Annotated in this window: 21 protein-coding genes; 20 read left to right on the plus strand and 1 reads right to left on the minus strand. The window is 37.7% G+C overall.

The features are described from left to right. The first annotated feature begins 8 nt into the window (after positions 1 to 8). The 20 genes from FG28_RS14800 (at position 9) to FG28_RS20215 (ending at position 18,632) form a co-directional block, all read left to right on the plus strand. Positions 9 to 1,244 carry an ABC transporter permease gene (locus FG28_RS14800; RefSeq protein WP_036384137.1) on the plus strand — a complete coding sequence of 412 codons (1,236 nt, stop codon included), beginning with the start codon at positions 9 to 11 and terminating at the stop codon, positions 1,242 to 1,244. Positions 1,245 to 1,302: 58 nt separating this feature from the next. Continuing rightward, entirely contained in the window at positions 1,303 to 2,520 is a 1,218-nt protein-coding gene (locus FG28_RS14805; RefSeq protein ID WP_081894407.1) for an FtsX-like permease family protein, read from the plus strand. 22 nt (positions 2,521 to 2,542) lie between these two features. Further along, on the plus strand, positions 2,543 to 3,256 hold the full coding sequence (locus tag FG28_RS14810; protein WP_036384143.1) for an outer membrane lipoprotein-sorting protein: 714 nt from the start codon (positions 2,543 to 2,545) through the stop codon (positions 3,254 to 3,256). A 96-nt stretch (positions 3,257 to 3,352) separates the two neighbouring features. Further along, on the plus strand, positions 3,353 to 4,408 hold the full coding sequence (locus FG28_RS14815) for a hypothetical protein (RefSeq protein WP_156102289.1): 1,056 nt from the start codon (positions 3,353 to 3,355) through the stop codon (positions 4,406 to 4,408). A gap of 16 nt (positions 4,409 to 4,424) precedes the next feature. Continuing rightward, the gene (locus FG28_RS14820; RefSeq protein ID WP_036384148.1) at positions 4,425 to 5,141 is read left to right on the plus strand and encodes an ABC transporter ATP-binding protein; all 717 of its coding nucleotides are present in this window, start codon (positions 4,425 to 4,427) and stop codon (positions 5,139 to 5,141) included. Between the two features lie 60 nt (positions 5,142 to 5,201). Further along, entirely contained in the window at positions 5,202 to 5,648 is a 447-nt protein-coding gene (locus FG28_RS20210) for a thioesterase family protein (RefSeq protein WP_051947384.1), read from the plus strand. Positions 5,649 to 5,780: 132 nt separating this feature from the next. Beyond that, on the plus strand, positions 5,781 to 6,761 hold the full coding sequence (locus FG28_RS14830) for a hypothetical protein (protein WP_156102290.1): 981 nt from the start codon (positions 5,781 to 5,783) through the stop codon (positions 6,759 to 6,761). Continuing rightward, a complete protein-coding gene (locus FG28_RS14835; protein ID WP_081894409.1) occupies positions 6,758 to 7,846 on the plus strand; it encodes a BtrH N-terminal domain-containing protein in 1,089 nt (362 codons plus the stop codon). The genes FG28_RS14830 and FG28_RS14835 overlap by 4 nt, the downstream gene beginning before the upstream one ends. 20 nt (positions 7,847 to 7,866) lie before the next feature. After that, entirely contained in the window at positions 7,867 to 8,676 is an 810-nt protein-coding gene (locus FG28_RS14840) for a glycosyltransferase family A protein (protein WP_156102291.1), read from the plus strand. A gap of 93 nt (positions 8,677 to 8,769) precedes the next feature. Further along, on the plus strand, positions 8,770 to 9,189 hold the full coding sequence (locus FG28_RS14845) for a DUF2141 domain-containing protein (RefSeq protein WP_036384157.1): 420 nt from the start codon (positions 8,770 to 8,772) through the stop codon (positions 9,187 to 9,189). A 9-nt stretch (positions 9,190 to 9,198) separates the two neighbouring features. Continuing rightward, complete coding sequence (locus tag FG28_RS14850) at positions 9,199 to 9,996, plus strand: glycosyltransferase family 2 protein (RefSeq protein WP_036384159.1); 798 nt, start codon at positions 9,199 to 9,201, stop codon at positions 9,994 to 9,996. A 104-nt stretch (positions 9,997 to 10,100) separates the two neighbouring features. Continuing rightward, positions 10,101 to 10,526, plus strand: coding sequence for a 3-hydroxyacyl-ACP dehydratase FabZ (gene fabZ / locus FG28_RS14855; RefSeq protein ID WP_036384161.1), 426 nt, complete (start codon positions 10,101 to 10,103; stop codon positions 10,524 to 10,526). A gap of 5 nt (positions 10,527 to 10,531) precedes the next feature. Then, complete coding sequence (locus FG28_RS14860; protein WP_036384162.1) at positions 10,532 to 11,635, plus strand: beta-ketoacyl synthase N-terminal-like domain-containing protein; 1,104 nt, start codon at positions 10,532 to 10,534, stop codon at positions 11,633 to 11,635. A 17-nt stretch (positions 11,636 to 11,652) separates the two neighbouring features. Beyond that, positions 11,653 to 12,408: an SDR family NAD(P)-dependent oxidoreductase gene (locus FG28_RS14865; protein ID WP_081894413.1), complete on the plus strand. Its 756-nt coding sequence runs from the start codon at positions 11,653 to 11,655 to the stop codon at positions 12,406 to 12,408. A 17-nt stretch (positions 12,409 to 12,425) separates the two neighbouring features. Next, the gene (locus FG28_RS14870) at positions 12,426 to 14,012 is read left to right on the plus strand and encodes an NAD(P)/FAD-dependent oxidoreductase (RefSeq protein ID WP_036384165.1); all 1,587 of its coding nucleotides are present in this window, start codon (positions 12,426 to 12,428) and stop codon (positions 14,010 to 14,012) included. 68 nt (positions 14,013 to 14,080) lie between these two features. Then, positions 14,081 to 15,310 carry a beta-ketoacyl-[acyl-carrier-protein] synthase family protein gene (locus tag FG28_RS14875; protein WP_036384167.1) on the plus strand — a complete coding sequence of 410 codons (1,230 nt, stop codon included), beginning with the start codon at positions 14,081 to 14,083 and terminating at the stop codon, positions 15,308 to 15,310. A 104-nt stretch (positions 15,311 to 15,414) separates the two neighbouring features. Then, a complete protein-coding gene (locus FG28_RS14880) occupies positions 15,415 to 16,119 on the plus strand; it encodes a PIG-L deacetylase family protein (protein WP_197062608.1) in 705 nt (234 codons plus the stop codon). A 12-nt stretch (positions 16,120 to 16,131) separates the two neighbouring features. Continuing rightward, entirely contained in the window at positions 16,132 to 17,067 is a 936-nt protein-coding gene (locus FG28_RS14885; RefSeq protein ID WP_036384176.1) for a glycosyltransferase family 2 protein, read from the plus strand. Next, complete coding sequence (locus FG28_RS14890; protein ID WP_036384178.1) at positions 17,068 to 18,177, plus strand: DUF4872 domain-containing protein; 1,110 nt, start codon at positions 17,068 to 17,070, stop codon at positions 18,175 to 18,177. Next, the gene (locus tag FG28_RS20215) at positions 18,162 to 18,632 is read left to right on the plus strand and encodes a thioesterase family protein (protein WP_051947388.1); all 471 of its coding nucleotides are present in this window, start codon (positions 18,162 to 18,164) and stop codon (positions 18,630 to 18,632) included. The genes FG28_RS14890 and FG28_RS20215 overlap by 16 nt, the downstream gene beginning before the upstream one ends. 59 nt (positions 18,633 to 18,691) lie before the next feature. On the opposite strand, the gene FG28_RS20845 is transcribed toward FG28_RS20215, so the two are convergent. Further along, complete coding sequence (locus tag FG28_RS20845; protein WP_197062609.1) at positions 18,692 to 19,105, minus strand: CPBP family intramembrane glutamic endopeptidase; 414 nt, start codon at positions 19,103 to 19,105, stop codon at positions 18,692 to 18,694. Positions 19,106 to 19,125 lie beyond the last annotated feature (20 nt).

A 19,125-nucleotide genomic window follows, 5' to 3' on the forward strand; every position in this document is an offset into this window, starting at 1 on the left:
ACTCAGTAATGATTCGCTTATCTTTTAAGAACATTCTCCGTAAAAAATCAAGGACGCTTCTAATTTTTGGAGTATGTTTCATCGCTTCTCTGAACATCTTTATCCAAATTGCTCAAAAGAATAGCGTACAAAAAAACCTAAGAGAATTGATTGGAGAAGCTATTTCCGGTCAATTTATTCTCTTCAATTCTGAGGAAAAGATAGATGTCTTAGAATCTCAGTTTTCCGATTTGGGATTATTTGATTGGTCGGATCAGACCACCTCGATAATTCGAAAAGAGGTTCCTGAAATAACTGTGGTTTCTCCCCGAATCCGTTTCGGTGGAATGCTGTCCTATAAAGATGAAAGTATGGGTATTAATTTACAGGGATTAACCTCAGATCATCTACAACGCCTGAGTTCCATACTAAATTTCGTGGAAGGGAAGGCCCCTCAGGAAGACTCTGATATAATGATAAGCGAATCCTTTGCTGAGGTTTTGGAAGTCAACGTTGGTGATACCCTAGTGCTCTTGGCCAATAATCGAGATGGATATTTAAGTGACGACCTATTGGTTGTTTCCGGAATTTTCAAAACTTCCGGGCTTGGTCAGTTTCTTATTCCGATTGGCTATTTAAACTTTGCTCGTGGGAAAACCATAACTGGACTCCAGACAGATGAATTCACGGAAATACTCATAAACTTTAAGAACCTGGACAATTTGGAGGTGAACCAAAGCCAACTGGAGAACGCTTTACATAAAATGAAGTCTTCTCTTAAAATTGCCAATTGGTCCGAGACTTCCCCTCTTATGAATTCAGTAGTAAAACTATGGGTTAATCTTGGACATTTGATAAAGGTCATTTTCATCATTTTCAGTTTCCTTATTGTCATGAACATAGTAATCATGATAACAAATAATAGGAAAAAGGAAATAGGGACTATGCTTGCCTTTGGGTATTCTCCATTTACAATAATCAATTCAATCGCATTGGAGTACATCATTGTGGTTGTCGTGAGTGTATTTTTCTCTGGGTTTCTAATAAAAATCCTATGTCAATCTTTTCTCTCTAATGGTATTCCAATTCCTTGGGAAGAGCTACAGGCAGCTTATTTGAGTACCTATATATTCCCGGAACTGGGCTGGAAAGATCTTCTTCTAATCTGTTTCTACTTCAGCATTGCCTGTTATTTTGCCGTATGGATCAGTCTTCACAAACTACCAAAGGCTAAAATCACCGAATTATTACGAGTTGGAACCTGAGGGCTTATCTAACTGAATTGAGAGTATTTCAGGTCTAAAATACCAATTATTGATAACCATGGCAACATTTATGAACATTGCCTGGCGAAATGTATTTCGTCAAGCCAATAGAAATCTTCTTATCGGTATTAGCATAGCCATTTCGGTTGGTCTTTTTTTTGCTGTTATCTCTATTGCTGATGGTGTGGAGAAACAACTCGTGGCTAACAAGGTACAAATAGAAACAGGTGTAGTATCATTTTCACCGGATAGTAAACTATTAGAAAATCAAACCCAGGCTGATCAGAAAAAATTTGAGGAATTAACAGTCAAGCTTTCGGATATTAATGGGGTAAGCATCCTCCGCGAAAGGGTTCATGCCCGTGCTATGATTAGTAATTCCCAACGTATTTCTGACGTGAATATACGAGGTGTTGATTGGTCAAGAGAAAAGCCTTTACTCAATAGTTTCACTTTTGAAGAGGCTCCCCATACAGGGGATCTGACCAGCCCCGGATTGATTATTAGTAAGTCTCTTGCAAAAAAACTTAAAGTTGGTCTAAATGACCAATGCTCAATTCTAATTCAGACTGTTCAAGGTTCCCTGAATTTAGAAGATTTTACTATAATTGGGATTTTCAAGAATATTTCAACTTGGTCCAATAGTTTGGTATTCATGGATTTGACACATGCAAAAAGCCTACTGAATACCAATATGCCCACTCATGTTCTATTGGATTCACAAAATCTTGACAGTGCAAATAAAATTAAGGCTGAAGCTTCCCAAATCCTCAACAACCTTTATAATACTGAATTTGACGTAGAGACCTATCAAGACCGTTCATTTGTTGCATCTACCCTTGGAAATGCCAATAGATATGGCTTTTTAAGCATTGTTATTTTTTTGCAGATCATATCCTTCTTCGGCATAGGGTTCGTCGTCAAAAACAACATTCTGGAACGGTCCAAAGAAGTAGGAACATTACTTGCATTGGGGTTTAATCCTTTTGGTATTAGATTCTTATTTGTTGTGGAAATGCTGATAGTTGGATGTCTAGCCTCGATTATTGGATTACTATTTTTTGGTGGATTGTTATTTTATTACTCCAGACACGGGATTTTCCTTGGCGATACAACATCATTGATTTTCGGCGGCTCTCTTCTTAGGCCCTCACCTTCGGTAATGTTGGGGTTTCTGGGTTTGGCAATTGGTATTGTTTACCCTTCTTTATCCGCTCTGTTGAGTACTCAAAGGTTACACAGCGTAAATCCTATCAATCTATTGTACGATCGTTAAAACTATAGTTAAAAATAGAACTATGAAATTCAAAATATTTCTCTGCTGCGTGGTACTTCATACCGTAACTTTTGGACAGCAAAGCTCAGCAAATGAAGTTCTTGAACTTCTTGACCGAAATTTCTTTTCCGCCAATATGGAGTATGATATGGAGATGAGCATTTATAAAAAGGAAAAGGTAAAGAGGTCCTACTTCATGCATGTATTTAAAAAAGATGATAAACTTAGACTTGAAATTGTTAAGCCAAATATTGAGAAAGATCGCCGTATCCTCAACGATGGTGATAATCTTTGGATGTACCTGCCAAGATCGAGCAAATTGATCAAAATCCCATATAAACAAGCCTTCTTGGGAGGAGATGCTTCCAATCGGGATATTTTGAGAGTATCGTTGGTTGATGATTATAAAGTCACAAAAATGGAGACTAACAACGAAACTCAAATTCTGTATTTGGAAGCCAATGACCTTAGTGTTTCCTATAATAAGGTAATCTTCTACCTGAATCGCGAAAACTTCGCTCCGATAAAGCAGGAAATGCAAAGTCTTTCCGGAAAAACCATTAAAACTATTAACTATGAGGATATTGAAGTGATTGACGGTAAATACATCCCGACCAGGTTTACCATAGTAGATGCACTTCAGGGGGATACCAAGACTGTATTTCTTTATTCAAATCTCCTCTTGGAAGTACATCAACCAGATGTGTTTTTTACAACGGGATCGTTAAGTAAATAAACGAGAACTTATGAATTGATAATGCTGCGCATTAGGATAATCCATTTTACTATTTGGGGGATTTTATTCCCATATACTTTGTCAGGCCAGATTGATGTGTCTTTTCGATTAATTAATGAAAACCTTTTGACCTATAACAATGTGGAAAATGCATCCAAGGCCAATCCTGATAATCTTTTAGACTTAAATGAACTAGAGGCCGAAAATCGTTTTTTCCCTGTCTTTATGGCAAAATATGAAAAGCTGAAAGTACAATTCGAACCTAAGCTATTAACTGATCCAATACAGGAAAATGTTACTCTGAGTGTGAATGAACTATACACACAGTATGAGGTGTCAAGCAATCTTTTTGTAAAACTCGGTAAAGAGCGCATTAATTGGGGAACCGGTAATGTATGGAATCCGACCAATCCATTCTTACAGCGAGACCCTTTTCGTCTAAACAATCGATTGGAAGGAGTGGTGTTGACAGATTTTGAACTCCTACTTAAGGAATTGGATTGGCAAATTATCTTCGCTCCGGATAAGGACTTTAACAGTACTACTATCGCTACTCGATTGAACACCCATATTAAGGCCACATCATTTTCATTTAGCTATGCCTATCTTGGGGAGAATAAACAACAAATGGGGGCAGATTTTAGTTATGGCGGTGATAACTTTACTTTTTACGGAGAGGCAGTGGTCAGAAACTTTTCCAATACTGCTCTAGTCGACAATTTAGGAATCGCAGAGCCGAACAGGCAAAAGAGTGGGCTGCAAGACCCCTACGTTGAATCCCTTCTCGGTACGATGATAAACATTTCGTCAAAGAGCCAGATGATTGCGGAATACCGGTTTCGTGAGGATTATAATACTTCTATGTCGAATAGGAACTTTGAGAATAATCTTCCCGATAACATGGCATTTTATGACCCTATTTCAATGGGAAGACACAGTTTTTATGGTCAACTGAATTTCCGGGATACTTATGAAAAACACAAAGTGGCCACTAACATCTTCTTTGATCCAATAAGCAGTCAAATTGTACTGTTTCCCGAATATTCATACACAGGAGACTACTTCAAATTTGAATTTACAACCTTCATTTATCATAACTCATTATCGATTTACAACTTTCAAAGTAGAGTTGTACTTTCATTATTTTTCTGACTTAATCTAAGTGCATATGGAATCAAATCAACTAATTAAACTCGATGGTATTGGTAAATCATATACCATGGGTAAAAATAAAGTAATTGTACTGAATAACATTACTGTGACCTTTGGTTCTGGTTGTTTTAGTGTCATAGCGGGACCTTCTGGATCTGGAAAATCAACCTTGCTTAATATACTTGGATGTTTGGATCAACCGGATAGTGGAACTTACTATTTAAATGACTTTCTTGTTGACTTCAAAAAGAAAAAGAAATTCGCAAAAATTCGCAAAGATAATTTTGGTTTTGTTTTTCAGTCTTTTAACCTTATTCCAGTATTAAGCGCAAAGGAGAATGTGGAGTTGCCGATGCATTTGCATGACTATACGCCAAGCGAACGGAATGAAATATCCATGGAAATACTTAACTTAGTTGGGCTGGGTGATAAAATGGATAATAAACCGTCAGAACTTTCAGGAGGTCAGCAGCAACGTGTGGCTATTGCACGTGCCATCGCAACAAGACCCAAGGTAGTTTTCGCCGACGAACCTACCGCAAATTTAGATAGAAAGAATGCAGAGAACATTGTGGGTTTGATGCAGAGGCTTAACGAAGATCAGGGCATTTCATTCGTATTTGCCAGCCATGATGAAACGGTCATTGGATCCGCAAAGGAATTATACACTATAGAAAATGGAAAATTGGCACCTCAGCAAAAACCAAACTCTACTATTTTGATTGAACCTTAGTTTTCAACTCATTTGTGGCCTAGACTAAATTGAATTGAGCGATAAATATTTGTGATGTCGATGAGAGACAAAAATGAAATACAGATTGTTCCTAGATGGAATGAAATTGATTCAACTCTTGAAGTACATCATTCAATCTATTGGGTTTGGTTTGAGGAAGCCCGTTTAAACTTCCTCAAAAAAATTTTGGATATAACCTATGATGACCTAAGACAATCCCCATTTTATTTGCAAGTTGTTCAGTGCGATTGTAAATTTTTGAAAACGGTATACATCGAATCTGAACTGGCAGTAGCTGCAAGACTGAAAATTACGGACAAACCATTTATAGATTTCGAATATCATATTTGGGATAGTAATAAAAATACTCTTTTCACAAAAGCTAACACGCGTCAGGCGATAGTATCAAAAGACTTTGAAGTTCAATTAACGATGCCTGAGGTATTGCAGGAGGCGATTAGTAAGTCTTATGATCAATCTCCCTTTGCCTTTTTCTACGCAGATTAGGTTATTTGAATAAACTTATCCATTTACAACTATTACTTCTAGCCAATGAGACAGTCTCATTTTTTGATTAGATCTCCTTATGTCAAAATGGCATATGGAAATAATGGTGCTTTCTGTCTGTCCAGACATCTAATGGAAGAGAATGGTTATACTATGGACCATAGGTTATGTTGTTTACTTTCCTCATCATTTGGTCTTTATTCCAAGCAAATTGCCCCCCCACTGATAAGTGCCCCGGGAGAATTATCACTTGGAAAGAGCTATGCAACATCCTCGGGTCATTTCTTTCTTGAAACATTCGCTAACCAATGTGGTTTTGAACTCTATTCACTGCATGATTATGAGAATGTAGATGAAGTTGATTGGTTGATCAAAGAGATGGTAGTCAATAAAAGAAAGTTCCTCGTACAACTTGGGCTTTCCGTTTTGCTGGATGAAGGCATTATCAGTGACAACATGGATAATACTCCAGTATTCGCTATCATTGGCCCTTTGGATGAGAATATCCATGCAAAAAACTACAATACAGGTCTTGGATTCCATTTGCAATTCACAGCAAAGCGTTCATTGATTTTGGAACCAAGTGAATTCAAAAAGCATTGGATTGTCAAATCTTCTCAATTAAATGCACGCAGATATGTGATCATGAGTACAATTCCCCAGTCGGATTTTGCTTCTTTTGATAAATATCCCTTGCGGGTCGCTTTGATACGGCATTATGCTTTATTAAAACAGAAAACAGCCAATAGTAATTCTTCTCTGCTAGAAAAACTATTGGCCAATATATCAAATGAAGGGTCAGTAGAGGAAATTGCAAGACATAGGGAGTACTGGATGCGATCATTTCTTGCCATGGCTGCTAAAGGTGAGCGTGAAATGAACCGTCTCTATTTTGCCGATTGTCTTCGCTATGGTACGGAGAAATCCTGGTTTACGGCAAATCGAACTATAAAAGCCTACGAAGATGCTGGGAGAACATGGCAAGACCTTCAATTTCTTATAGAACACGGAAATGAGTGTTTGCTTAAAGTTGAACTTATCGAGGCTTATAAGGAATTGTTATCTAAAGAGGAAAAAGCCATTCAATGCTATTATAAAGATTTAATTCAATGATCAGAACGACATATTCAAATAAGGTTCACAATTTTGCTCATGAACCTGGGAGTAATTGCTCGGTTTCCTCATGGAGTGGGATAATGAGAAACCAAGGTTTTAGATATGATCAGATCGATGTTTTTGGGATAGGTTGCGGATTTGCTTTTAACTACTCCGCTATTGCGAGCCAAAAGCAATTTAATATGCCGATTACTTCAGATAATATTGCCATTGACTTTCTCACAAATATCGGAATCGGGGGAGAAACGATTACACTTCGGAACAACAGTGAGGCTTTAAACCAGATCATTAACTGTATTGATCGTGGATTTCCAGTGGCTGTAAAGATTAACCCATTATATTCGAGCAATCTCTATACACGTACGGATTCAAGACATAGACGCTATCTTTCCCAACATTGGATTGTAGTTATTGGTTATGATTTGAATAAACATGAATTGTACTTTTTCGATAGTGCAAAACTGAGCATAACTAAAATGAGCATAGAGGATTTCAAGGAGGGGAGAAACTCGGGAAGTTTTAATCAAAATCCACAAAATTATTTTTTGAGTATTCAGTTTCCAGATGAAGTTCTTAATCGAAACATCTCGTATTACCTGAGTCTGAAAAAAGTAGTTCATCGATTTCTCTATGTTGAGAAATATACCAATTTGTCCATTTATACGGGAAGCTATGGCTACCAGAAAGCAATACGACATATTGCCATTTGGAATAAAATGCTATCCGAGAAAAAATTATCCGAAACTCTCGCCGCTCTTAAAATTACTTTGACAGTTTCGGGTATGGCCAGAGGAGCATACCGCTTTAACTTTTCAGAATACTTGAATAGATGTGCTTCGGAATTGAATTCGGATGCACTGATTCTTATTGCAGGCCAATTCAGACTATCGGGAAGTCTTTGGCAGGAATTCATTGAGTTCCTGGACAAGGTAGCGGAAAATCCATTGAATGACTCCCATTGGGGGGCAAATTCCAATTTGGTTAAGAAACTAAGGGAGCTTTATGAACTGGAGTTGAAGGCAATTCAAGATTTGGAATCAATACTTTCAAAACTATCGGTATCTGAACTCATGAAGGCTTGAATTCTAAAGTGATCAATAGAATGGAAGATAATTGTTGCAAGCTCGTTTCTTGTATATGTGTTACCTATAACAGAGTCTCTTTTTTAAAGAAATCTATTCGTTGTTTTCTGTCTCAGACGTATCCCAGAACTGAACTACTAGTCATTTACCGTGCTGATGACTATCAAACCAAGGAATATTTAGATTCTTTGGAAAATGAAAACATTGTCGGGCATGCGTTAAACTCGCCAAAACTTACACTGGGGGATATTAGAAACCAAGCAGTCTCCATTTCCAATGGCACGTATTTTTGTAATTGGGATGATGACGATTGGTATCATCCAGATCGAATTATGCGGCAAGTTGAGTTTCTCGAGAGAACGGGGCAGAAAGCGGTAGTACTTACCAATCTCTTGGTTTATGACCAACGTACCGGTAATGCATACTTCTCTATGTTCAGATTGTGGGAAACAAGTTTGCTCTGCAAAAAGCAATGCATTAATGAGGACCTTAAATATGGTTCTCGTCAACGTGGTGAGGATGCAATCCTGGTCAATGCAATGATGGAAAAAGGCGGTGTTGTTCCACTTTCCCAACCCAATTTGGTCATATACTTTATCCATGGAAATAATACCATGAACAGGGATCATTTTGAAAAACTATTCAAATTATCACAGCCTTTGTCAATGGATAAATCAGAAATGGTTAGGGGGATTATTGAAGGTGAAATAAGCAATGGAGAAGCAAAAATGCTTCTTTCTGGAAATGACTTTCTCAAAGATCTAAACTGCTTCCATAAGAAAGCGGGTTATCTCTCTTTGTCGGGTCTCACAATTTATCGCAGTGCTTAAATAAGTTGTCCCAATTGGATAGGGTTTCAAGTATTAACTTTTTTTTAATGAACGGCCAGCCTGAGGTGCTGGATACAATAATTATTAACTCTCATGAAAATCTTTATATACATCGTACTGCTGATTTTCTTCATGATTCAATTCGAACATCCAAATACAACCGGATCTCTAGAAGTAGTCCTTACCAATCTTGAGAGCGATGATGGAATGGTCCTGATTGGGATTTATAATGAAGAGAATCAATGGCTAACCAAACAATATGCTGGTGAGAAAGCTTTGATAAGCAGTGGAACGGCTGTGGCAACATTTACAGATTTACCCTATGGCAACTATGCGATTTCCTGTTTTCATGATGTAAACAATAACGACAAATTCGATATCGGTTTTCTGGGGCTACCAAAAGAACCGTATGCGTTTTCCAATAATGTTAAATCGCTATTTGGGCCACCGGGTTGGAAGAAAGCGGTATTCACCTTCTCTTCCAATCAAAAAACAATACGTATTAAATTTTAAAAATTTGTCATGGAACCTGGAGAAATAACATATGGAGTGTCTGTAATCCTTAATATTTACAAACGTCCCTATTTTGAAGAGCAAATTGAGGCTATTCTATCGCAGTCCTTACCTGTTGAAAATGTAATTATTATCCATAATGAAGATTATATTGAAATCCCAGAGGATATCAAAACCAGTATTAAATCCAGACATTCCAATTTGTACTTTATCGAATCTGAGTTTAATCTGAAATACTTCGCCCGATTTCATATTGCCGCTAGTTTGGAAACCCCCTTTGTTTACATTATTGATGACGATGTTATTCCAACACCGGGGTGGATTGAAAGATGTTACCACGCCTGTATCGAATTAGGGGCAATAATTTCTGGAACGGGGAGATGTTTGGAGGACGGTTGCTATTCCGTAGCGGATTCAAAAATAAGCACCGATACGTTTGTCGGCGACATGATTAATCCAAAGTTCAATTGTATCAGGGATTTAACACAAGTAGACTACGCCTGTAGTAGCTATTTCTTCAGAAGGGAATGGTTAGATTATTTCTTCCGGTACACTCCGCTAATGCTCAACAATGGTGAAGATATCCATTTATCTGCTTCATGTATGGTGGCAGCGGGAATTCCCACCTTCGTTTTACCGCAAAACGAATTTGATAGTAGCAATATAAGGATACATTACGGAGGGGATTCGATGGCCACATGGAAAAAAAATAAATTCTTCGCCCAAAGAAAAGATATTATAAAATACTGGATACAGGAACATGGTTGGATTCCCTTAAGGTGGACAAAGGATAAAATTGTTGTATAACAATCTGAACAATTATTTCCCAACACATTAGCATTGCCAGACTGGTAATTTCCCAACTTTATTTGATCAGGTATCTCTAATTGACACTATTAAATTCTTTGTATATGACCTTATTACGATATGAGCAAATCGCAGATCGCATCCCCCAGCGATTCCCCTTTCTGTTGGTAGATAAAATAATAAAAGTGAACAAAAAGGAAGTGATTGGTGTAAAGCATGTTAGTCTCACCGATCCTTATTTGGTCGGACACTTTCCCGGAAATCCAGTATTTCCTGGAGTATTACTTGTAGAGGCAAGTGCCCAAACCGGTGGTATAATGATTGCGGAACATCCGGGCTACGACTGTAGAGGATACATTGCTATGCTAAACAATTTCAAATTTGTAGACTTTATTCTACCCGGAGACTCAATACAAATCCACTGTAAATTAATAAATATGATTGGCAAGTTTGTTAAAGTCGATGTTTCGGCGAGTGTGGAAGACCGAATTGTCGGTAAAGGAATGATTACGTATAACTTCGAAAAATAGGAACAATGAAAACCAAACCTTTAAATGTAGTGGTGACTTCCCTTGGTGTAAGTTCACCCAATGGAAATTCAATCACATCATTTGCAAAGAACTATTCTCAAAAAGATATAGGTTGTCGTAGACATATTGATGATGGCAATTTGGAAAAGGATCTGTCCAACTTCTCAACCGTAAATCAAAGAAGGATGGATCGCCTGACGAAGATTACGATGATGGCAGCTGTGGATTGCCTTGATAAAGTGCAATTATCTGTGGATGAGTCAAACATCAATGATGTAGGGGGTATATTCTGTTCTTCCTATGGGCCTATTGCCAGTGCACGAGATTTCATTCACTCAGGATTTAAGTTAGGACTTAATTCAGCAAGCCCCTTAATATTTCCTTATACCGTAATAAACTCTGCGCCTGGTGCTATTGCGGTACTAATGAAGACCCGTGGATTTAGTACAACGGTGCAAGGTTACAATCCAATAGCCTATGCCTTTGATGTAATACGCAATAAAAAGGCCAAAGCAATACTTGCTGGAGGATTTGATGAACTTTCTCCAGAGCTTGAAAAAGCCTACTTGAACCGCACAATTGTTGATGAAAATGGCACTAAAAAGCCTTCTGCAATCGCCAATGTCAGTGAAGGTTCGGCGATGTTATTTTTGGAAGAGGAGGAGTTTGCCATTGGGAGAAAATCAGAGATACTATTTAAACTCTGCAATTATAGTGTAAGTTCGAACCTTCAGTATACAGAGGAATCCATTGATAACTTTGGCTTTATTTCTGCCGAATGCATATACAAAACCATGACCAGTGCTTTGGAAAGAAGCGAAATAGAAAGGTCAAAGATTTCACTGATTATATCACTGGCAAGAGAAGATAGTCATCAGATTGAATCTGAAAAAGAAGCATTAAAAAAGATTTGGCCCGAAAAGATTCCTGAAGTGTACTATCCTAAACCTAATTTGGGTGAAACACTGGGAGCGTCAGACTGTTTTGCAATGATAGTCGGATACTTAAGAGGGCTTGAAATCAAACATTCAAAAACTAGCCCGATTTATGTTGTTGTAAACAGTTATCATATTGGAGGTAACTGCTTCTCAATGATCATAGAAGTATAAATTCTTATTCCGAAGGTATGATGAATTCAACTAATGTGAAAGACAAAGTAGTTTTGGTAACGGGTGCTACAGGTGGAATAGGTCATCAGATCTGTATTACCCTTGCGGAACATCAGGCTATACCCATTATTCATTACAATAGTAATGGTGAGAAAGCAGATGAGATTTTAAATGAAATTAGCGATTTGGGTATTACCTCCATGAAGGTAAAGGCCGATATAAGGAAAGAGGATGAAGTAAAGAAACTAATTAATACCATCAAGGAGGCTTACGGAAGAATTGATGCGTTGGTTAATAATGCGGGTATTCTTGTTCGCGGTTTTGTGGCAATGCAGTCATTATCGAAGTTCCAGAATGCATTGGACATCAATTTATTAGGTAATTTCTTGGTGCTGAAACATGTGTCTGCTGTAATGATAGGTCAAAAATATGGGAGTATTGTCAATATCAGTTCAGCTGCGGGCATAGGAGGATTGAAGGGACAGTCCGTATACAGTTCTACCAAAGGAGCACTCAACTCATTAACTATGGTCGCGGCAAAAGAAATGGCCGATTTCAATGTTCGGGTTAATGCGGTTGCCCCCGGATTTATAGCCACGGGAATGTTAGAGAATGCAACCAAAAATGACCTGGAGCATACAGAAATGATTCCCATGAAAAGATTTGGTACGGCTGGGGAAGTTGCTTCTGTTGTTCTTTTTCTTCTTTCGGATGCAGCAAGTTACATGACAGGGCAAATTCTCGTTATTGACGGAGGTTTACTAATTGCCTAGTCACAAAATTCTGCATTATGTCTGCTGGCAAAACATATGATTTTATTTTTATGGGTTCTGGAATAGGCGCATTGACCTGTGCCAGTATTGTAAGCCGAATCTATCGGAAAAAAGTTCTGATTCTTGAACAACATGAAACGATAGGTGGATTTTCAGGTTCATTAGTGTCAAAAAGCGGTAGTGAATTTGAAATAGGGATTCATCAGGTAGGTGAGCTACATGAATCTACTATATTCCATAAGATTATGAAATTTATCACGCTTGGAAAAAGCAGGTGGAAGCAACTGCCAGAGAATTTTTTAACATTTCAATTCCCAGATGACACTTACAAAGTTTTTGCAGGGGAAGACAAACAAAAAACGTATTTAAAAGAAAGATTTCCTGATGAAGCTATAAATATTGATATCTATTATCGAGACATCCGGGCTGTAACCAACTGGTATCGTAAATATACAATGTGTTGTATTGATAAGAATAACAAGCGCTTGTTGGAAGAACTCTTCAAGGCTGAAGAAAGTAAGTTGGCTGTAATGTCTACCCGGGAATATCTGGAACTCCGTTTTGGTAATTCAAAATTACAAAGCTTTCTGGCTTCACATTGGACCGACTACGGATTACCTCCAAGTCAAAGTGCTTTTCTTAAACAGTGTCTTTTGGTCAATAACTATAGGGATGGAGTTTATTACCCTGAGACCGGTTCACGCCGGTTTATTGAATCGGTAAAAAGCGGAATTGAAGATGCTGGAGGTACCATTCTTTGTAATACACAAGTCCTTCGAGTACAAGCTAAGAAAGATACTGCACATTCTGTTTTGGTAAATCACAAAGATTCAGGTGATACACTTGAACATTTTGCCAGGTATTTTGTTTCTGGGATTGGCATAACCAATACCTATAAAAAGTTGCTGAGACCATTTGTTAACGATGACCTGTTAAAGCAGATAGATAAATTTAATCACTCGGGTGCGAGCTTGGTCAAGGTATATGCCACTCTTAAAAAAAACCCTGAAACAATAGGAGCCGATAGTTCATTATTATGGATTTATAATTCGCTGTGTCATGAAGAAACTTATAGAAACAAGGGAAATATTGGAAATGGATATATATCCCAATACTCAATTTCCTTTCCATCGCTTAAAAAGGAAGATGGTCGAAATCACACAATGAAGATCAACACTCTGGTTGACTTTTCATTATTTAATTTTGAACTGGAGAATGAAAAGGCGGCCATAAGTGCATTGGAGAATCTGAAGCTTAAAATTGGGCGGTTGTTGCTAAATGATGCGGAGAAATATTTCCCAGGTCTCTTCGAATTAATAGAGACGTGGGAGGTTTTAACCCCTGTTGATGTAAGAAATAATACCCTACATTACAAAGGAAACATTTTTGGTATTCCAGATACCCCAGAACGCTATTTGTCGGATAAAATAAATTGCTTTACTCCATTGGCCAATGTATTTCTGACCGGTTCGGATGTTACCTCCTCAGGAATTTATGCTTCTGTTCTAAGCGGTGTTTTGACCGCCCAAGCTGTATTTCAGGATAAAGACATTTATTTTAAGATAGTCAAACAAGCACAACACTTAGAAACTCAGAAAGTGTAACCTTAACATTTCGTAAAGCAATCTTGTTTTCTCAAGATTCATACCCTAATTATAATTTAATCATAGCCATGAAAGAAAAAGTTATCATTTCCGGCATAGGAATCTATTGCCCAATTGGAAAAAATGTCGATGCTCTTAATGATGCATTAATAAGTGCTCATCACGGATTTGAGGAAGTAACGGAATTTGACACTTCAACTTATCGAAATACATATGCTGGAGTGGTTAGGGGTTTTGACGAATCAAGAAGTAAGACCGGAGTTCGGTCGAACCTGTTAATTCGTCCCTCTGTTGAACAAGCACTTAACGATTCAGGATTGTTAGAATCAGATATTGATCGTTCCAGGGTATCAATTTCAATTGGCACGTCCATTGCGGGTTACGGTGGATTCGTCGATAGCCTGTTTAAAGAGGATTATGCAAAAAGAAATGAAGAATATCCATCATTGTTGAATAGCAAAATACAGCTTAATCATGATGAGACTATTCTTAATATACCGGGACCTTTGCTAGCTACGGAAATAGCAAAGGAATATGGAATCTCAGGGGTGTTGTCCTCTTCAGTTACAGCTTGTAGTGCTAGTGGTAATGCTATGGCATTGGCAGTTGATACCATCAGAAGTGGTTTGGCCGACGCTGTAATAGTTGCATCGGTTGATCCTTTGTCAGAACTCACCTATATGGGTTTTCATACAATTAGGGCGATGTCCCAAAAAATGCCAAAACCATTGGATAAAAATAGGGATGGACTCTTGATAGGAGAGGGTTCAGCGTGCTTTATCTTAGAAAGTGAAAGCCATTTGATAAAACGTGGTGGAAAGGGTTATGCGGAAATTGCTGGTTATGGTTTGAGTAATGATGCTTACCATGCCACACAGCCCCATCCAAACGGAGAAGGGGCAGTGGTTGCTATGAAGGAAGCCTTGAGAGAAGCTGGTTTAAGCCCGGAGGATATCCAGTACATCAACATGCATGGTACCGGAACAAAGCATAATGATAACGCCGAACTAAAAGCCATTCAACGTATATTCAAGGATTCTCTCAGAAATATTCCTATTAGTTCTTCAAAATCATTACTTGGACATGCGCTGGGTGCTGCTGGATCAATAGAAGGTGTTATTTGTGTTACGGCAATGAATCACGGATTTATACCGCCAAGCATAAATTTCGAGGAACATATTGATGGCGTTGAGTATCAGGTCGCGACCAAGGATACTGATCATAAGGAACTTAATGTTGTAATGAACAACTCTTTCGGTTTCGGGGGAAACGGGGCATCTTTCATATTTAGGAAATAGGCATAGGGCCAAATGCGATGAAATCGAGAGAATTACGTACTAACCTATTGATTGGCAGACTTCGTGAGATGTACAAAAATGAGAGGTCCGAACCTATAATAAATGTGGCTAAACTTCAGGTCAGGAAAGTTTTGGTGATATGCCCCCATGCTGACGATGAGATTGTTGGTTGTGGAGGTGCTATAATCCATTTCTCTAAAAAAAAGAAAGTCGAAGTGCATGTGCTGGTTTGTACAAAAGAGAGTACGCGATCTATTGCAAAGTCTTATGCATTCAATCCCATGCATCGGGTAAGAGAAAGTTATCAGGCCAAAGAAATTATGGGTTACCAACATCTTCATTATTTTAATTTTCCAGAATTGGGATTTAATGGGAGGCCGGGTAATAAGAAAAAACTGGAAGTCCAGCTTAACGAATTTATTCAAGGTCTGCGACCAGATTGCATTTTTGTTCCAAATTCTGAGGAAATGCACCCTGATCACCGTGTAATAGGTGGTTTAATGAATAACATCATCCATGAAGGGAAGAAAAAAGGACAATTTGATTTTATCAGATACGTGTTAATATATGAGGTTTGGGGCCCTGTTAAGATGAATTCTTATTTCCAAATCTCCAAATCTGCAAAAACAAAAATGGAAAATGGGATGTCATGTTACCGCTCCCAAATGGCATCTGTGGATTATAAGAGAATAATTGAGTTTTTAGGCAATCAGCGTAGACAAAAATTTAATCAGTTCAATACTCACATCAAAGGTTTTAAGAAGACGCTGATTGAAGGATATACACTTATTCAGAATGATAATTTTTAACGGATCGGCACTATGTACAGTATTCTAATTTGTACTTATAATAAAGTTGAGTCGCTCAAAGCAGTATTGGCCAATCTTGAATTTCTTGAGACCAGGAATGTAGAGTTTGAAGTGCAAATTGTTGTAGATGGCTCAACAGACGAAACATTGGAATATCTGAAAACACTTTATCCATACTATCCTTTGATGTACCACTACATTGAGAATTCAGGTCTGACTGCTGCTCGCAATTATGGTATTGAGAAGTGCAATGGAAAGTATGTTATTTTTTGTGATGATGACGTCATTTTTCATCCTTTGTTTTTGATAAATCTTGATGCGGCTGTTCGTGTAAATCCTGATAAGATCCATATTGGTAATCTTGTAAATATCGATAAAAAATTTTCGCCATTTATTATTCAGGGATTACTCTCCAATGCTCAACCTAATTATACTGAGTTTGATAAATTGAGGGCACACCATATTTTCTTTGAAGGAATTAAATCTTTATATGCATTTAGACAGAGGTACACAGAATTTAAACCCAGCGTATGGTGGGCTGTTGTAACGGGTGGAAATCTATGTATACCTAAAAAACACTTTAAAAATATAGGATTTTTTGATACCAATATTACTGGTTGGGGGCCGGAAGATGCGGATTTATGTTACAGATTTTTTCGCTCAGGTGTTGAGGCAGATTACAATGAGAATTGCTATTTATATCATTTAGATCATGAGCGTGATTCCGAAAAGATCATGAGATCAATGACCAGAAACGCCGTCTATTTTGTGAAAAAGTATTCAAAGCCTTTGGAATTATATACTTATTTGATGTTCACCAATGCCAAGGTCTCTTTAAAGGAATTCAATGATCAATGCAGTGAAATTTTCAATTACCCTAAGATTGATGTTCCTGAATTTTATTTGAGTATGAAGGACTATTCGTCCAAAAGACATGTTTTGAAATAAATGGATTTAACCGAAAAATATCGTCTTAAATATATTTCTGGTTTCGACTGCCGGATGACAACATTTCGAAACACATTGGCAACCTGTTTCGAATACAATGTTTCAAATGGAATGATGGTCGGTCTGTCGGGGTGTCTTACCATGGTCTATGGCGATCCGATTCAAAGCAGAATCCCTTTTTATACACTTGCAGGGCTTACTGATCAAAGCTTAGAAGGACTTAGTACTGTGTTTGGAGTCTACCTGACCCGGGGAAAATTTCAAAGAGATGACATTGGCATACTAGATTCCATTAAAGGATACCTTTCACAAGGTATAGTAGTCAATGTCGCATTGAACAGACCTTTACTGGTTCACGTTTTATCAGGCAAATCGATAAATGAATTCAAATGGTGGCCTTCCAATGTTGGATTTCATTATGTGTCCATTACTTCTATTGAAGACGGGAGTGTTGTTTTTTTTGAAACAGATTGCCCGAAACCCATTTCACTGGATTTCAAAATTTTTAAACTGATTTGGTTCTGTGATGAAATATTTACTAGGAGTTCAAAAGATCCGATGCAATTGTGCAACGGCACTTTCTATACCATTCAGAATCCTTCAATGGAGGCACACAAAAATGAATTGACAATCCGTTTTGCTATTGAAAAAGTAACCAATGGATTCCTTAATAAAAGAGGTAATCACACTCATGGAATTGTTGCAATCAGAAAGTTCCATGAAGGTTTATCCAATTGGAATCCGAATATGGATAAAGAACAACTTTTAAACAGTCTTGAATTAATCTATGTGCTTGAACGTTTCCTGAGCGGGGGTGGATTTGGTAGAAGGCTGTACAGTTCATTTCTTTCCGAAGCTGCATCAATAATAGAAGATCAAGATTTGAAGTCAATTGCCTCCGATTTCAGAGAGACCTCTGATTTGTGGTCTACATTCGTTAGAAAACTATGCAATGTTGAAGTTAAAAAATCAATATTAATTGGAGATTTCGAGAAGCTTAGGAGTATTTTAAATCAGAATGTAGATCTCATACTGCACGCAGAAGAATCTCAATTCATAAGCCTAGCGACCTGGTCAGACAAAACAAAGACACTATGCCAAAAGATATAAATGTATTCTTAAATGAAATAATCATCAAGCCACGGTTCTGTGAAGTAGACGCATTGCAGATAGTTCATCATTCTCGCTTTGTTCAATGGATCGAAGAAGCAAATTTTAACTTTATGGATCATGTTTTAGGTATATCCAAAAAGGAATTAGTGGAAACAGATATGTTTAACCCAATTAAGAGTATTGAACTTCAATACAAAAACCATGTGAATTGGGTGGATACTGTACGCGTTAAGAGTTATATGCATTACAATCAATTCGCTATGTTTACAATGGTTAATGTACTGGAATGTGCAAAAAATCCAAATAAGGTCTTTGCCCATGCTAAAGTAAAAATGGTGATTACGGACAAAAGTCTTAAATTAAAAATATTGGCACCCGATTTTTTAATTAATAGAATTAAGGCTGCTGAAAAAGCTAATCCCTCTTATTTTTGTCTGGTTCCGACCTCTTAATGTTGATGAAGTGTGACTATTGGAAAAATATAAGAGGAAGGTTTTTTAATTGGTAATCATCACCAGGAGCCTTTCTCCCATAAATCCAGAAAGGCTGGGGCGGACAATCCAAAAAAATCTACTAGGAAATGAGCTAAAATGACCCAACGTAGGCTTTTGGTTTTAAAATAAACCAAAGCCCAGATCAATCCCATCAAAAAGGTAGAAATGACTACTTCCGGTCCGTTGTTAAGCTCAGAGGAAAGGCCAAATGCAATATGGTTTATCGCAAATAAGGCACTACTGTAAAATACCGCAATCCATTTATTCCAGTGTGCCGTAGAATCCAGGATTAGTCCGCGCCAATAAAATTCCTCAATCCAGGGATTTATTAATGCTAATAGAATCCAAGGTAACCAGATTTGCCAGGCCGAAAGGGTATGTGAATGGAAAATAAAAAGGGGTATAGGGATAAGCCCGAAGAGAATGGCCAACAGCCCCCATTTTATACCAC

Origin of the sequence: Muricauda sp. MAR_2010_75 (genome assembly GCF_000745185.1) — a bacterium.
In the GTDB taxonomy this organism is placed as follows: Bacteria; Bacteroidota; Bacteroidia; order Flavobacteriales; family Flavobacteriaceae; genus Flagellimonas.

Bases quoted from the DNA above. Each gene is read 5' to 3' on its own strand.
- FG28_RS14800 (WP_036384137.1), top strand. From the start codon at position 9: ATGATTCGCTTATCTTTTAAGAACATTCTCCGTAAAAAATCAAGGACG.
- FG28_RS14845 (WP_036384157.1), top strand. From the start codon at position 8,770: ATGAAAATCTTTATATACATCGTACTGCTGATTTTCTTCATGATTCAA.
- FG28_RS14830 (WP_156102290.1), top strand. From the start codon at position 5,781: ATGGAAGAGAATGGTTATACTATGGACCATAGGTTATGTTGTTTACTT.
- FG28_RS14890 (WP_036384178.1), top strand. From the start codon at position 17,068: ATGGATTTAACCGAAAAATATCGTCTTAAATATATTTCTGGTTTCGAC.
- FG28_RS14805 (WP_081894407.1), top strand. From the start codon at position 1,303: ATGGCAACATTTATGAACATTGCCTGGCGAAATGTATTTCGTCAAGCC.
- FG28_RS14860 (WP_036384162.1), top strand. From the start codon at position 10,532: ATGAAAACCAAACCTTTAAATGTAGTGGTGACTTCCCTTGGTGTAAGT.
- FG28_RS14840 (WP_156102291.1), top strand. From the start codon at position 7,867: ATGGAAGATAATTGTTGCAAGCTCGTTTCTTGTATATGTGTTACCTAT.
- fabZ (WP_036384161.1), top strand. From the start codon at position 10,101: ATGACCTTATTACGATATGAGCAAATCGCAGATCGCATCCCCCAGCGA.
- FG28_RS14810 (WP_036384143.1), top strand. From the start codon at position 2,543: ATGAAATTCAAAATATTTCTCTGCTGCGTGGTACTTCATACCGTAACT.
- FG28_RS14835 (WP_081894409.1), top strand. From the start codon at position 6,758: ATGATCAGAACGACATATTCAAATAAGGTTCACAATTTTGCTCATGAA.
- FG28_RS14850 (WP_036384159.1), top strand. From the start codon at position 9,199: ATGGAACCTGGAGAAATAACATATGGAGTGTCTGTAATCCTTAATATT.
- FG28_RS14870 (WP_036384165.1), top strand. From the start codon at position 12,426: ATGTCTGCTGGCAAAACATATGATTTTATTTTTATGGGTTCTGGAATA.
- FG28_RS14865 (WP_081894413.1), top strand. From the start codon at position 11,653: ATGATGAATTCAACTAATGTGAAAGACAAAGTAGTTTTGGTAACGGGT.
- FG28_RS14875 (WP_036384167.1), top strand. From the start codon at position 14,081: ATGAAAGAAAAAGTTATCATTTCCGGCATAGGAATCTATTGCCCAATT.
- FG28_RS14820 (WP_036384148.1), top strand. From the start codon at position 4,425: ATGGAATCAAATCAACTAATTAAACTCGATGGTATTGGTAAATCATAT.
- FG28_RS14885 (WP_036384176.1), top strand. From the start codon at position 16,132: ATGTACAGTATTCTAATTTGTACTTATAATAAAGTTGAGTCGCTCAAA.
- FG28_RS20210 (WP_051947384.1), top strand. From the start codon at position 5,202: ATGAGAGACAAAAATGAAATACAGATTGTTCCTAGATGGAATGAAATT.
- FG28_RS20215 (WP_051947388.1), top strand. From the start codon at position 18,162: ATGCCAAAAGATATAAATGTATTCTTAAATGAAATAATCATCAAGCCA.